Source organism: Aeromonas dhakensis, from assembly GCF_000820305.1.
GTDB classification, from domain to species: domain Bacteria; phylum Pseudomonadota; class Gammaproteobacteria; order Enterobacterales; family Aeromonadaceae; genus Aeromonas; species Aeromonas dhakensis.
In genome coordinates, this window is sequence record NZ_CDBH01000039.1 from 1 (window position 1) to 14,001 (window position 14,001).

Annotated in this window: 14 protein-coding genes and 1 pseudogene; all 15 read left to right on the forward strand. The window is 62.0% G+C overall.

Annotated elements, in window-relative coordinates; genetic code table 11:
- A pseudogene (fliI, locus tag BN1143_RS09515) lies at positions 1-464 on the forward strand (flagellum-specific ATP synthase FliI); the annotation flags it as partial.
- 26 nt (positions 465-490) lie between these two features.
- Positions 491-931, forward strand: a complete 441-nt coding sequence (gene fliJ, locus BN1143_RS09520; protein ID WP_005298769.1) for a flagellar export protein FliJ — start codon at positions 491-493, stop codon at positions 929-931.
- A gap of 91 nt (positions 932-1,022) precedes the next feature.
- Positions 1,023-3,029: a flagellar hook-length control protein FliK gene (locus BN1143_RS09525; protein WP_042050380.1), complete on the forward strand. Its 2,007-nt coding sequence runs from the start codon at positions 1,023-1,025 to the stop codon at positions 3,027-3,029.
- 57 nt (positions 3,030-3,086) lie between these two features.
- Entirely contained in the window at positions 3,087-3,605 is a 519-nt protein-coding gene (gene fliL / locus BN1143_RS09530; RefSeq protein WP_005298773.1) for a flagellar basal body-associated protein FliL, read from the forward strand.
- Between the two features lie 9 nt (positions 3,606-3,614).
- Complete coding sequence (fliM, locus tag BN1143_RS09535) at positions 3,615-4,685, forward strand: flagellar motor switch protein FliM (protein ID WP_005298775.1); 1,071 nt, start codon at positions 3,615-3,617, stop codon at positions 4,683-4,685.
- Positions 4,686-4,736: 51 nt separating this feature from the next.
- A complete protein-coding gene (gene fliN / locus BN1143_RS09540) occupies positions 4,737-5,129 on the forward strand; it encodes a flagellar motor switch protein FliN (RefSeq protein WP_005298791.1) in 393 nt (130 codons plus the stop codon).
- A complete protein-coding gene (gene fliO, locus BN1143_RS09545; RefSeq protein WP_017785777.1) occupies positions 5,126-5,509 on the forward strand; it encodes a flagellar biosynthetic protein FliO in 384 nt (127 codons plus the stop codon). Before fliN ends, fliO begins: the two co-directional genes overlap by 4 nt.
- Positions 5,496-6,275: a flagellar type III secretion system pore protein FliP gene (fliP, locus tag BN1143_RS09550; protein ID WP_010634623.1), complete on the forward strand. Its 780-nt coding sequence runs from the start codon at positions 5,496-5,498 to the stop codon at positions 6,273-6,275. Before fliO ends, fliP begins: the two co-directional genes overlap by 14 nt.
- Before the next feature lie 27 nt (positions 6,276-6,302).
- The gene (gene fliQ, locus BN1143_RS09555; protein ID WP_005298799.1) at positions 6,303-6,572 is read left to right on the forward strand and encodes a flagellar biosynthesis protein FliQ; all 270 of its coding nucleotides are present in this window, start codon (positions 6,303-6,305) and stop codon (positions 6,570-6,572) included.
- Between the two features lie 49 nt (positions 6,573-6,621).
- Positions 6,622-7,413: a flagellar biosynthetic protein FliR gene (gene fliR, locus BN1143_RS09560; RefSeq protein ID WP_017766596.1), complete on the forward strand. Its 792-nt coding sequence runs from the start codon at positions 6,622-6,624 to the stop codon at positions 7,411-7,413.
- 125 nt (positions 7,414-7,538) lie between these two features.
- Positions 7,539-8,669, forward strand: a complete 1,131-nt coding sequence (gene flhB / locus BN1143_RS09565; RefSeq protein WP_017766597.1) for a flagellar biosynthesis protein FlhB — start codon at positions 7,539-7,541, stop codon at positions 8,667-8,669.
- A gap of 107 nt (positions 8,670-8,776) precedes the next feature.
- Positions 8,777-10,879, forward strand: a complete 2,103-nt coding sequence (gene flhA, locus BN1143_RS09570) for a flagellar biosynthesis protein FlhA (protein ID WP_005298806.1) — start codon at positions 8,777-8,779, stop codon at positions 10,877-10,879.
- Positions 10,880-10,895: 16 nt separating this feature from the next.
- Positions 10,896-12,308 (forward strand): flagellar biosynthesis GTPase FlhF, encoded by a 1,413-nt coding sequence (gene flhF, locus BN1143_RS09575; RefSeq protein WP_005298808.1) that lies wholly within the window; start codon positions 10,896-10,898, stop codon positions 12,306-12,308.
- A 1-nt stretch (position 12,309) separates the two neighbouring features.
- On the forward strand, positions 12,310-13,185 hold the full coding sequence (locus BN1143_RS09580) for a MinD/ParA family protein (RefSeq protein ID WP_010634619.1): 876 nt from the start codon (positions 12,310-12,312) through the stop codon (positions 13,183-13,185).
- A complete protein-coding gene (locus BN1143_RS09585; protein ID WP_005298811.1) occupies positions 13,178-13,897 on the forward strand; it encodes an RNA polymerase sigma factor FliA in 720 nt (239 codons plus the stop codon). The genes BN1143_RS09580 and BN1143_RS09585 overlap by 8 nt, the downstream gene beginning before the upstream one ends.
- Positions 13,898-14,001: the final 104 nt, after the last annotated feature.

The following is a 14,001-nucleotide window of genomic DNA, read 5'->3' on the forward strand; positions in this document are numbered from 1 at the left end:
TGCCGGCGCTGGTGGAGCGGGCCGGCAACGGCAGCGACGGCCAGGGCTCCATCACGGCATTCTTCACCGTGCTGACGGAGGGGGACGATCTGCAGGATCCCATCGCCGACGCGGCGCGGGCCATCCTCGACGGCCACATAGTGCTGTCGCGCGAGCTGGCCGACTCCGGCCACTACCCGGCCATCGACATCGAGAAGTCCATCAGCCGGGTCATGCCCATGGTGACCTCGCCGGAGCACATGGAGCTGGCGCGCACCCTCAAGCAGTTCTACTCCCTCTACCAGCAGAACCGGGATCTCATCACCATCGGCGCCTACAGCCAGGGCTCCGACCCCCGCATCGACCGGGCCATCATTCAAAAACCCTATCTGGATCAGTTCTTGCAGCAGGGAATGCGCGAGGTCATTCACTACGATGCCGGCCTGCAAGCCCTGCAGCTGGTGGCCATGCCGCTGATGCGTTGACGAGAAGATGAAGGGGAGGCGTGACCATGAGTAAAGGCTTGATGATGTTGTCGGAGCGGCTGGTGGAGGCCGAGCAGCAGGCCGCGCTGGCGCTGGCCAAGGCCCAGCAGGATCTGAAAATCTTCCTGGAGCAGCAGGATGCGCTCAACCAGTACCGCCAGATCTACCACCAGCAGTGGACCGACCGCGGTCTGCAGGGGATCGGTGCCCAGCAGAACAGCCAGTATCACGCCTTCATCAACAAGCTCGAGCAGGCGGCGACCCAGCAGTACGAAGGGGTACTGCAGGTGCGCCAGGCGCTGGAGCTGCGCCGTGAAGAGTGGCTGGCCGCCCAGCAGCGGCGCAAGGCGGTGGAGCTGCTGTTGGCCAAGCAGGCGGGGCGCGAGCAGCTTAAAGCCCAGCGCCAGGAGCAGAAGATGCTGGATGAGTACGCCACGCTGCGCCGTTTCCACCATTCTGGCCTGTAACTTGCTTTCTTCTTGCCATCCCGTGTGCGCCTCACTCCCTGCGGGGAGCTGAGGAGAAACCCGAAGCCGAATGCCGTCAGGAATCTTCACCATGATGCAGACACTGTTAACCAATTCTTCCGCCGCACCGACAGCCGCCGCTGCCGACAAGAGTGCGGTGCTGACGGCGAGTCAGGATGGTAGCGAAGGAGCCCTGCAGAGCGACGGCAAGGGCGGCTTTTCCGAGGTGATGAACCGGGTGCAGCAGGCCGGCAAGGGCAATGCCAAAGCCGATGGCCATGTTGCCAATGCTGATGGCAAGGCCACGTCGCGGCCCGGTACCGGGCAGGAGCGTGCCGGTGCAGTGGAGAGCGACAAGCCACTGCAGAACGCCAAGGGCGAGGCTGCCAAATCTTTGGCGAATGAAGCCGAAGAGGCCGCTGGCGCCGACGACAAGCCACAGAAGGGGAGCGATCCCGACCCCGCCCTCGCCCCCAACGACTTCCTGCAGCGTCTGCAGGATGCCCTCAAACAGGACACCTCCCTGGTCGCCCCGGCGGCCATCACTCTGGTCGCCAGCACACCCGTAGTCGAGACGGACGGCAAGATGTTGCCGCCGGATGACGCGCAGGCTGCGTCGGCCGAGACATCGGCCACCCTCACCCAGCCGCTGGCCGGCAGCGGTGACAAGCAGGGAACGACGACCGCTGCCGCCGCGCTGGCCCGTCAGGCTGCCAGCTTGCTCACGGGCGAAACAAGTGCACCGGTTGATGCGAAAGCCACGCAGCCGGATGCCGTCGTGACGGATGACGCCGCCCTGGCGGCTCAGTTGCAGGAAGCCGGGAAAGAGGGCAGTGGCAAGGAGAGCGGCGCCGGTGGCGCCAATGCCGACCAGCATGCCGATAAAAATGGCAAAGATATCAAGGGGAGCAAAAGCGAGCTCTCCGCCGCCGAGCGGGCGGCCTTGCAGAGCAAGGTGCCAGCCGCTGCCGCGGTAAGCGGGCAGGATAAGGAGAACGTCCAAATCCAGGTGGAGGGTACCGACAAGGCAGCCAAGCCTGTGGTGCCGCCCATGGCCGGCAAGGATGAACCTGCCAAGCCTTCCCCGCTGCAGACCACCCACAGCACAGTGGCCGCTCAGCCGGGCGCCGCCAGGGAGTTCGCCGAGGGGATGAGCCGGGCCGATGGCGAGGCGAACCAGACCTCTGAAAAGGCGCCGCCGCAGGGCGTTGCCGAGGGGGATGGCCACTCCAAACCCGCGACGGCGGCCAAGACGGAGAGCCAGCCCGCGCCTACAGCCGGCAGCACGCCGGCGCCGGCCGCCACCCCGAGCGAACCCGTGCTGGTGGCGCCGCAGCAGGTGCTGGCCAGCAGTGAACCCCAGGGCCCGCAAGCCTCCCTGGCCAGCCTGTCGGCCGGACTCAAGCAGATGGAAGCCACCGAGCGCAGCGACAGCGCCAGAGGCCGAAGCGAGGTCAAGGTTGACCTGAAACAGAAGGCGGCAGAGCTGGCTCGCGGCACCAGCCAGGGCAGCAGTGAGACGACCGCCACCCCGGAGAGCAGCCACAGTCAGCAGGTCCAGCAGAACAGCCAGCCCCAGGCGGTCGGTCATGACAACCGGCCTGCCACCGCCGAGCTGGCCGCGCGGCGGGATCCCGCCAATCTGCCTCACCTCAAGCTGGCCGACCCAGAGGCGCCGGCCCAGCTGCACCAGAAGGTCAACCTGATGCTGGCGGACAAGCTGCAGCAGGCGGAGATCCAGCTCGACCCGCTCGGGCTTGGCAAGATGAAGATCCAGATCCAGATAGACTCCTCCAACCAGGCCAACGTGCACTTCGTGGTCCAGCACGGCCAGACCCGGGAAATGCTGGAGCAGGCCATGCCCCGGCTGCGTGATATGCTGGCAGGGCAGGGCATCCAGCTTGGCCAGACCCAGGTGCAGCAACAGCCGCAACAGCAGTCACAGGGGCAGTCGGGCTTCTCCGGTCAGGGCCAGCAGGGACAAAAAGGCAGCGGATCTTTTGCCGAAACAGGCCAAACTGAGGCAGAGGTCACGGGCGCCGGCATGAGTTTGTCGAGGGAATCGACAAACGACCGCGGAATTGATTTCTATGCTTGATGCCAGCCCGAGTAAGTTTATGATATCGAACAAGTTTGAGACTAGGGTGGACAAGGGATGGCAGACGATAACGAACTGACGCTGAAAGATCCGGCGGCAGGCAAGAAAAAGAAGCTGATCATGATTATCGCCCTGGCAGTGATTGTGCTGGGCGGCGGTGGTGCCGGCGCCTGGTTCATGCTGGCCGGCGGCGACAAGCCGGCGGCCGAAGCCGCGGGGGAGGGCAAGGATGCCAAGCCCAAGGAGGCGGCACCTCAGCCCTCGCTCTACGTGGGCATGCCGCGCCCCTTCGTGTTCAACGTCTCCGGCGGTCAGCGCGACCGGCTGGTGCAGATCAAGATCCAGCTGATGGTACGCGGTACCGCCGACGAAACGCTGGCCAAGCAGAATATCCCCCTCATCGAAGGCACCCTGCTGCGGGTCTTCAGTGCGGCCACCAGCGAGCAGCTGATGACCTTCGAGGGCAAGGAGAAGCTGCGCAAGGATTCACTGGAAGAGTGCCGTCGGGTGCTCAATGACCTGGTCTCTTCCCCCGTTATCGAACAAGTGCTGTTTACCGGCTTTGTCATGCAATAAGGGTGAAGCGTGAGCGATCTGTTAAGTCAGGACGAAATTGATGCCCTCTTGCACGGGGTCGATGATGTCGAAGAGGAGGAGATAGGCGCGGCGGGGGATCCCGGTGTCGCCCAGTTCGATTTCTCCTCCCAGGACCGCATCGTCCGTGGTCGCATGCCGACCCTGGAGCTGGTGAACGAGCGTTTCGCCCGCCACATGCGGATCAGCCTGTTCAACATGATGCGCCGCACCGCCGAGGTCTCCATCAACGGCGTGCAGATGCTGAAATTCGGCGAATACGTCCACACCCTGTTCGTGCCGACCAGTCTCAACATGGTACGTTTCCGCCCCCTCAAGGGGACGGCGCTCATCACCATGGAGGCACGACTGGTCTTCATCCTGGTGGAGAACTTCTTCGGTGGTGACGGCCGCTACCACGCCAAGATCGAGGGGCGCGAGTTTACTCCCACCGAGCGACGCATCATCCAGATGCTGCTCAAGCTGGTGTTCGAGGACTACAAGGATGCCTGGGCGCCGGTGATGGACGTGGGCTTCGAGTACCTCGACTCCGAGGTGAACCCGGCCATGGCCAACATCGTCAGCCCCACCGAGGTGATCGTGGTGAGCTCGTTCCACATCGAGCTGGACGGCGGCGGTGGCGACTTCCACGTGGCCATGCCCTACTCCATGCTGGAGCCGATCCGCGAGCTGCTGGATGCCGGCGTGCAGAGCGACAAGGGCGACACCGACGTGCGCTGGAGCAAGGCGCTGCGCGACGAGATCATGGACGTCAAGGTGGAGCTGCGGGCCAAGTTGCTGGAGACCGAGCTCACCCTGCGCGAGCTGATGGAACTGCAGCCTGGCGACATCATCCCGGTGGAGATGCCGGAGAACCTGCTGGTGTTCGTGGAGGACTTGCCCACCTTCCACGCCAAGATGGGCCGCACCAAGGACAATGTGGCGCTCAAGATCACCGACAAACTCAAACGCCCGGAAGGGGTCAAGACAGAGATGCATCTGGTGACCCGGGGCGGCGTACGCATCGATGGCGAGGCCGAGCTGGAAGAGCTCGAGCGCAGCATCGGAGACCAACAGCAATAAACGACGGCCTGCCTGGGCAGACCGTCACGAAAACAGCATAAGGAATTCAAGATGAGCGGAACTGAGGAAGAGGATCTGATGGCGGACGCCTGGGCTGCCGCGCTGGAAGAGCAGGTGACTGCCGAAGCCAAGCCCGCTCCTCTCGAGGAGCTCAAGGACGATGCCCCCATCAGTGCCGAGGAGCGGCGCAAGCTGGATACCATTCTGGATATCCCGGTCACCATCGCCATGGAGGTGGGCCGCAGCCAGATCAGCATCCGCAACCTGCTGCAGCTCAACCAGGGCTCGGTGGTGGAGCTGGATCGGGTGGCGGGCGAGCCGCTCGACGTGCTGGTCAACGGCACCCTGATCGCCCACGGCGAGGTGGTGGTGGTGAACGACAAATTCGGTATTCGATTGACCGACGTCATCAGCCAGATTGAACGGATCAAGAAACTCAAATGATCCGCGTCTTCCCGTTGCTGCTGTTGTCCCTCCCCGCACTGGCCGAACCCGGTGCGGGCGCCAATCCGCCCAGCCTCACCTCCTGGCTGCTCTCCAGCCTGATGGTGATTGGCCTCATCCTGGTGCTCGGTTTCCTGCTCAAGAAGAGCAAGATTGCCACCGCCATGGGCGGCGGCCAGATGCGAGTCATCGCCAGCCTGCCGGTGGGCTACAAGGAGAAGCTGCTGGTGGTCAAGGTGGGCGAGCAGCAACTGCTGCTCGGGGTGACGCCGCAGCAGGTCAACTTTCTCTATCGCCTGGAAGAGCCGCTGGACGAGAGCCAGCCCCAGGCATTTTCCCAGCAGCTTGGCAAATTGATGGGCAAGCATGAAAAAAGCTAACGGCTCACGGCCGCACGGTGGGCTGCTGGTCGGCCTGTTATCCCTCCTGATCCTCTGCTCGCCGCTGGCGCTGGCCCAGGACGGCATGTCGGCGGTCACCATCAAGACCATGGCGGACGGCAGCCAGGAATACAGCCTGACCCTGCAGGTGCTGGCGCTGATGACGGCGCTCTCCTTCCTGCCGGCCATGGTCATCATGATGACCTCCTTCACTCGCATCATCATAGTGCTCGGCATCCTGCGTCAGGCCATCGGCCTGCAGCAGAGCCCCTCCAATCAGGTGTTGATCGGCATCGCCCTGTTCATGTCGTTCTTCATCATGTCGCCGGTGCTGGATCGCATCAACAACGAGGCGTTGCAACCCTATCTGGCGGAGACCATCCAGGCCAAGGAGGCGCTGGAGCGGGCCGAGCTGCCTATCCACCAGTTCATGCTGGCCCAGACCCGGATCAAGGATCTCAACACCTTCATGGAGATAGCGAACGTGCAGGTGGACAAACCCGCCGACGTGCCGCTGCGGGTGCTGATCCCGGCGTTCGTCACCAGCGAGCTCAAGACTGCCTTCCAGATAGGTTTCATGCTGTTTCTGCCCTTCCTGGTGATAGACCTGGTGGTGGCCAGTATCCTGATGGCGATGGGGATGATGATGCTGTCGCCCATGCTGGTGTCGCTGCCGTTCAAGCTGATGCTGTTTGTCATGGTGGATGGCTGGAACCTCATTCTGGGATCCCTGGCCAACAGCTTCGGGCTGGGTGCCGGTGGTTAAGGGCGAACGACGCAAGGAGCGAATGGCATGAGTCCTGAAACCTTTATCGACGTGTTTCGCGAGGCGCTCTGGCTGGTCACCATCATGGTGTGTGCCGTGATCCTGCCGAGCCTCTGCGTCGGCTTGCTGGTGGCCATCTTCCAGGCCGCCACCTCCATCAACGAACAGACCCTGAGCTTTCTGCCCCGTCTCATCGTCACCCTGTTTGCGCTGGGGGCGGGGGCGCACTGGGGCCTGCAGAGTCTGATGGACTTCTTCATGCTGATGGTGAGTCAGATTCCCGAGGTGGTGGGATGAGTAGCCAGGCCGTGCGCCTGCCGTTGCCGCAGGCCGGCAAGGTGCCCGCATGACCTATACAACCGCTCTCATCATGGAGTGGTTGTCTTCCATCGTCTGGCCGTTGGCGCGAGTGAGTGGGCTGCTGATGGTGATGGCAGTATTCGGCAGCCGGCTGACCCCGGCCCGCATTCGCATCAGCCTGGCGCTGGCGCTGACCCTGATGATCGCCCCTCTCTTGCCCGCCATGCCCAGGATTGAGCTCTTCTCCGTCGGCAGTTTTCTGGTGCTGGGGCAGCAGCTGCTCATCGGCATCGCCCTCGGCCTCATGACCCAGTTTCTGATGGAGAGCTTCGTGATGGCCGGCCAGATCATCGCCATGCAGACCAGCCTGGGGTTCGCCACTCTGGTGGACCCCATGAACGGACAGTCGGCCCCTGTGGTGGGTCAGTTCTATCTGATGCTGGCGACCCTGGTGTTCCTAGCGGTGGATGGCCACCTCATCATGCTGCGCATGGTGGTGTTGAGCTTCGAGACCCTGCCGGTGTCGGACAGCGGCCTCAGCCTGCCCTCCATCCGCGATCTGATCGGTTTTCTCGGGGTCATGTATCAGGCCTCGCTGGTGATGGCGCTCTCCGCCATCGTCGCCCTGCTGCTCATCAACTTTGCCTTCGGCGTCATGACCCGCGCCGCCCCCCAGCTCAACATCTTCAGCATCGGCTTTGCGGTCAGCATGATGTCGGGCCTGCTGATCCTCTGGCTCACCATAGGTGGCTTCCTCGGTCACTTCGACAGCATGTGGGAGCGGGTGCAGGAGACCAGCTGTACCCTCATCGGCACCCAGTGTCTGGGGGGCCAGTAAGATGGCTGCGGGGCGCCGTTACCTGCCGCAGGCCGCGCTGGCCTGCGGCCTTGCATTCGCTCTGCTGAACGGCGGCGAACGGGCGCGCGTTCCGGCTCGCCCACTCAACCTGTGCGGAGGTCAGCATGGCTGATACCGATCAGGAACGTACCGAACAACCCACGGGCAAACGACTGCAACAAGCCCGGGAAAAAGGGCAGATTGCACGATCCAAGGAGCTGGGCACCGCCAGCGTCCTGCTGGCGGCCGTATTCGGCCTGCTGATGGTCAAGGAGAGCCTGGCCGGCGCCATGGTCAAAGTGCTCACCATGGGCTTTACCCTGGACAGGGAGCAGGCGTTCGATCCCAACGCCATGATGACCATGCTGCCGGCCCTGCTGCGCGAACTGCTGCAGCCTCTTGGTCTGCTGTTCATGCTGGTGGCCATTGCGGCCTTCGTCGGCAACGTGCTGATGGGGGGGATGAACTTCTCCTCCGAGGCCATGCTGCCCAAGTGGAGCAAACTGAGCCCCCTCAACGGCATCAAGCGGATGTTCGGGGTGCAGTCCCTGGTCGAGCTGATCAAGTCCATCGCCAAGGTGGTGTTCATCACCCTGTTCGCCTGGTGGATGCTCTCCAGCCAGTTCAACCACCTGCTCAACCTCTCCCTCGAGGGCTACCCGGGCGGCATCATAGACGCGCTGGATCTGCTGCTGTGGATGCTGATCATCCTCTGCTGTGCCCTCATCCCCATCGTCGCCATCGACGTGCCGTTCCAGCAGTGGAACCACATGCGGCAGCTCAAGATGACCAAGCAGGAGGTCAAGGACGAGTTCAAGGACAGCGAGGGCAAACCCGAGGTGAAAGGGCGGATCCGTCGCCTGCAGATGGAGATGGCGATGCGCCGCATGATGGGGGACGTGCCCAAGGCGGACGTGGTGATCACCAACCCGACCCACTACTCGGTGGCGCTCAAGTACGATTCCGCCAAGCCTGGTAGCGCGCCCAAGGTGGTAGCCAAGGGTACCGATGAAATCGCAATGAAGATCAGAGAGATAGCCAGGGAGTACGAGATCCCTGTGATGCCCTCTCCGGCGCTGACCCGCGCCATCTATCACGCTACCGAGATAGGCCACGAGATCCCGGAGGGGCTGTTTGCCGCCGTGGCCCAGGTGCTGGCCTATGTCTATCAGCTCAGGAAGTTCCGCCGTGGCCGTGGTCGTCGCCCCAACCCGCTGGCCAAGGATCTGCCCATCCCGCCCGAATTTCGCAAATGACAAACTTCTGACACAGTCAAAATAAAAGCGTTGCATTTCAATGCGTTGCATTATTGGCTTGATGTTTGCTTTAATCTGGCATCAGCGGTTTGAGATTGAGAAAAACGATGAAACTCCAGGCATCATTGGGCCGTATCAAAGAGTACAAGTGGCTGTTGACCAAGGGCGTGGGGACGCCGCTGCTGGTGCTGGCCTCCCTTGGCATGGTGGTGCTGCCCATCCCGCCGTTGATGCTGGATATCCTCTTCTCCTTCAACATCGCCCTCTCCATCGTGGTGCTGCTGGTGGCGGTCTACACCCGCCGGCCGCTGGAATTCGCCGCCTTTCCGACTGTGTTGCTGATAGCAACCCTGCTGCGTCTCGCCCTCAACGTCGCCTCCACCCGGGTGGTGCTGCTGGAAGGCCACAACGGCAGTGCGGCGGCCGGCCATGTGATCGAGGCCTTCGGCAACGTGGTGATCGGCGGCAACTACACGGTCGGCATCATCGTCTTCATGATCCTGATGATCATCAACTTCGTGGTGGTCACCAAGGGTGCAGGCCGGATCTCCGAGGTGAGCGCACGCTTCACCCTGGATGCCATGCCCGGCAAACAGATGGCCATCGATGCGGATCTGAACGCCGGCCTCATCAATCAGGAAGAGGCCAAGAAGCGTCGTCAGGACGTGACCCAGGAAGCCGACTTCTACGGCTCCATGGACGGTGCCTCGAAATTCGTGAAAGGGGATGCGGTGGCGGGGATCATGATCCTCTTCATCAACATCCTGGGCGGTTTCATCATCGGCATGGTGCAACACCAGCTGAGCTTCGGCGAAGCGGCCCAGATCTACACCCTGCTGGCGATAGGTGACGGTCTGGTCGCCCAGATCCCGTCGCTCTTGCTCTCCATCGCCGCCGCCATCATCGTCACCCGTCAGAATACCGATCAGGACATGGGTACCGCGGTGCTGGGTCAACTGTTCGACAACCCCAGAGCCCTCATCATCTCGGCCGGTATCCTGCTGATGATGGGCAGCGTGCCCGGCATGCCCCATCTGGCGTTTCTGAGCCTGGGTGGCGTCGCCGCAGCCGGTGCCTGGTGGCTGCTGCGCCGTGAGAAACAGCTGGCCGCCAAGGCCGCCAAGGGCGAGCTGATGCCGGCGAACGCGGAGCAGCCCCACGAGCAGAAAGACTTGAGCTGGGACGACGTGATGCCGGTGGACATCATCGGACTGGAGGTGGGTTATCAGCTCATCCCGCTGGTGGACCGCAATCAGGGCGGCGAGCTGCTCAACCGGATCAAGGGGGTGCGCAAGAAGCTCTCCCAGGAGCTGGGTTTTCTGGTACCTGCGGTGCATATCCGTGACAACCTGGATCTCGCCCCGAACCAGTATCGCATCACCTTGATGGGGGTCAGTACCGGCGAGGCCAATGTTTACCATGATAAGGAAATGGCCATCAATCCGGGTCAGGTGTTCGGCCAGATCCAGGGGATTGCCACCCGGGACCCCGCCTTCGGACTGGAGGCGGTCTGGGTCGCCAAGGAGCAGGTCTCCCAGGCGCAGACTCTGGGCTATACCGTGGTGGATACCGCGACCGTGGTGGCCACCCACCTGAGTCAGATCCTCTCCAACCATGCCGCCCTGCTGCTGGGTCACGATGAAGTGCAGCAACTGCTCGACATGATAGGGAAGCATCAGAACAAGCTGGTGGAAGGGCTGGTTCCTGAGGTCATCTCCATGGGTAACCTGGTGAAGGTATTGCAGAATTTGCTCAATGAAGGCGTGCCAATCCGCGATATGCGCACTATCCTGCAGACCCTGGTGGAATATGCCCCGCGCAGCCAGGATCCGGAAGTGCTGACGGCCGCCTGCCGTATCGCCCTGCGGCGCCTGATCGTGCAGGAGATTGCCGGACCGGATCCCGAACTGCCGGTGATCACCTTGGCACCGGAATTGGAACGCATATTGCATCAATCCCTGCAGGCAGGGGGTGGTGATGGCGCCGGCATCGAGCCGGGACTGGCGGAGCGGATGCAGCGCTCGCTGGTGGAAGCCACACAACGACAAGAACTGGAAGGCCAGCCGGCCGTGCTTCTGACATCAGGGATACTGCGCAATACCCTGGCGAAATTTGTCAAGAATGCCATTCCTGGATTGCGCGTTCTGTCTTATCAGGAAGTGCCTGATGACAAGCAAATCCGCATCGTCAGTGCGGTAGGACAGAACTAGTTAGCGGAGATGACGGGTGAAGATTAAGCGGTTTTTTGCCAAGGACATGCGAACGGCTCTGGCCGAGGTCAAGGAGACTCTCGGGCCCGATGCCGTCATCATGTCCAACAAGAAGGTCACCGGTGGGGTGGAGATAGTCGCCGCTGTCGATTATCAGTCCCAGGTGCCGGGACCCAAGGACGCGCCGGTTCGCCGTCAGTTGAACGATGAAAGCGTCAATATCTCGTCTGCCGGCCGGCAGATGACGCGCTCCGCGCCGAGCCCGGCCAAAGAGCAGAATGAACACTATGCCGATACTCTGGCCGCCCTGCTGGCCCGCCAGCAAAAACTGAACCCGGCCGGCCAGGGACTCAACGGCGCTGCGCCTGCCGCCGCCAGCGGTGCTCCCCGCACCCTGGCCGAACAGGGACAGTGGGGAAATGCTCCCGAACCGGCCAAGCCGAAGGCGAGGGCTGCCGCGCCCGGCCGTGCTCCCCAATCCCCTCAGCGGGATCAGGAGATGGAAGGGATGCGCAAGGAGATGGCCAGCATCCGCAAGCTGCTGGAGCACCAGATCTCCGGCCTGATGTGGCAGGAGGTGGAGCGCCGCGAGCCGATGCGTGCCCTGCTTATCAAGGAGCTCAAGAAGATGGGCTTCGACGATGCCTTCGCCGATCAGCTGGCCGGCATGATCCCCGAGGATATGCCGATCCATCAGGCCATGGCCCAGCTGGCCGAGGTGCTGACGGCCCAGCTCAAGATCAGCGAAGACGAGATTCTGCGCCAGGGCGGAGCGGTTGCTCTGCTCGGGCCGACCGGGGTGGGCAAGACCACCACCATCGCCAAACTGGCGGCGCGGTTTGCCATGAAGTACGGTGCCGAGCAGGTGGCCCTCATCACCACCGACAACTACCGGATCGGGGCCCATGAACAGCTGCAGACCTATGGTCGCATCATGGGCTGCCCGGTGCGCCAGGTGCGTGATGCCGAGGAGCTGGCCAATGCACTCTATCAGTTCCGCCACCGCCGGCTGGTGCTGATCGACACGGCGGGGGTCGGGCAGCGGGATATCCGGCTGACCGAGCAGCTCGATACCCTGGTCAAGAATGCCAAGGTGCGTATCCGCAGCTACCTGGTGATGTCGGCCACCTCCCAGCGTCGAGTGATGCAGGAGGCGGTGGACCATTTCCGGCGTATTCCATTGAGCGGCTGCATACTTACCAAATTGGATGAGAGTCTGAATCTGGGCGAAGTGATTAACGTGTGTATCCAGAATGCGTTGCCCATCAGCTATATCACTGATGGACAAAGGGTTCCGGAAGATATTCAGGTTGCCAATGCGGCGCAGCTCGTCGGAGCGGCCATGGGCTCGCTGGAGCGGGAAACAGAAGAACCCTATTTCTGGGGCACAGGCTTTGGCGAGGCCGAAGATTCGGAGTTTTATGAGTAACATGTATATGGATCAGGCGAGTGGTCTGCGCAAAATGCGTCAAAACAATCGAGTAAAAGTGATCGCCGTGTCTGGTGGCAAGGGGGGCGTCGGCAAGACCAACGTAACCCTGAACGTGGCGGGAGCCATGGCCGCACAAGGCAAACGGGTGATGGTGCTGGACGCCGACCTTGGCCTCGCCAACGTAGACGTCATGCTGGGGCTGCGGGTGCATCGCAACCTCTCCCATGTATTGGCGGGCGAATGCACCATCGACGACATCATAGTCGAAGGCCCTTACGGCATGATGATAGTGCCGGCGACCTCGGGCACCCAGTCCATGGTCGAGCTCTCGCCGGTGCAACACGCCGAGCTTATCCGCGCCTTCAGCGAGATGAAGACCCAGGTCGACATCCTGCTGGTGGATACCGCGGCAGGCATCTCCGACATGGTGCTGAGTTTCACCCGCGCCGCCCAGGACATCATGGTGGTGGTCTGCGATGAACCGACCTCCATCACGGATGCCTACGCGCTCATCAAGATCCTCTCCAAGGAGCACGGAGTGTTTCGCTTCAAGGTGGTGGCCAACATGGTGCGCTCCTTGCGTGAAGGGCAGGAGCTCTACGCCAAGCTGACCCGGGTGACCGACCGCTTCCTGGATACCTCGCTGGAGCTGGTTGCCTGCGTGCCTTATGACACCAATCTGCGGGCTGCCGTGCGCAAGCAGAAGCTGATTGTCGAAGCCTTCCCCAAGTCTCCGGCCGCACTGGCATTCAGAGCGCTGGCCAACAAGGCGGCAAGCTGGCCCATTCCTAACCAACCCGGCGGTCATCTCGAATTTTTCCTGGAAAATTTGCTGCAAAAGCCGGTCATAGCACAGGAAGGTTCCCGTGAATAAAGCCCAAGCGTACTTGCGTCATCAGGATTCCTACGTGCTGGTCGAGCGCCATGCTCCGCTGGTGAAGCGGATCGCCCAGCATTTGTTGGCTCGCCTGCCAAGCAGTGTCTTGCTGGATGACCTGATCCAGGCAGGTATGATTGGGTTGCTCGAAGCCTCCCGCAACTTTGATGGCAGCAAGGGGGCCAGTTTTGAAACCTACGCCGGGATCCGCATCCGCGGCTCCATGCTGGACGAGATCCGGCGCGGTGACTGGGTGCCGCGCTCGGTGCACCGCAACAGCCGCACCATAGCCGAAGCCATCGAAAATGTTGAACAAACCCACGGTCGTGATGCTCGCGACACCGAAGTGGCCGCCCAGATGGGGGTCAGCCTCGCCGAGTATCACACCATGCTGCAGGATGTCTCCTGCGGCAAGATCATCGGCATCGAGGATCTTGGTGTCAGCGAGGATGTCATCGGTCACCCCGATGACGAGCCGGGCAGCAACGGCTTTGATGAACTGGCGGCCGAACGTTTCCAAGGGGCGCTGGCCGAACACATTGCCCGCCTGCCGGAACGGGAAGCGCTGGTGCTCTCCCTTTACTACGATGAAGAACTGAACTTGCGTGAAATAGGCGAGGTATTGAACGTCAGCGAGTCTCGCGTGAGCCAGATACACAGTCAGGCGATGCACAGATTACGCGCGCGTTTAAGAGATTGGCATGTATAAGTGTTTGTACTGGCTACACTGAAACAAAACTCTAAGGCATAATCCGCAAAACAAAACCTGCGATCTGCATCATGTAAGTGAGCCGCTCTGGCGGCTATTTAGGA

Coding starts and splice junctions, on each gene's coding strand:
- fliJ (WP_005298769.1), top strand. CDS start 491: ATGAGTAAAGGCTTGATGATGTTGTCGGAGCGGCTGGTGGAGGCCGAG.
- BN1143_RS09525 (WP_042050380.1), top strand. CDS start 1,023: ATGATGCAGACACTGTTAACCAATTCTTCCGCCGCACCGACAGCCGCC.
- fliL (WP_005298773.1), top strand. CDS start 3,087: ATGGCAGACGATAACGAACTGACGCTGAAAGATCCGGCGGCAGGCAAG.
- fliN (WP_005298791.1), top strand. CDS start 4,737: ATGAGCGGAACTGAGGAAGAGGATCTGATGGCGGACGCCTGGGCTGCC.
- fliO (WP_017785777.1), top strand. CDS start 5,126: ATGATCCGCGTCTTCCCGTTGCTGCTGTTGTCCCTCCCCGCACTGGCC.
- fliP (WP_010634623.1), top strand. CDS start 5,496: ATGAAAAAAGCTAACGGCTCACGGCCGCACGGTGGGCTGCTGGTCGGC.
- fliQ (WP_005298799.1), top strand. CDS start 6,303: ATGAGTCCTGAAACCTTTATCGACGTGTTTCGCGAGGCGCTCTGGCTG.
- fliR (WP_017766596.1), top strand. CDS start 6,622: ATGACCTATACAACCGCTCTCATCATGGAGTGGTTGTCTTCCATCGTC.
- flhB (WP_017766597.1), top strand. CDS start 7,539: ATGGCTGATACCGATCAGGAACGTACCGAACAACCCACGGGCAAACGA.
- flhA (WP_005298806.1), top strand. CDS start 8,777: ATGAAACTCCAGGCATCATTGGGCCGTATCAAAGAGTACAAGTGGCTG.
- BN1143_RS09580 (WP_010634619.1), top strand. CDS start 12,310: ATGTATATGGATCAGGCGAGTGGTCTGCGCAAAATGCGTCAAAACAAT.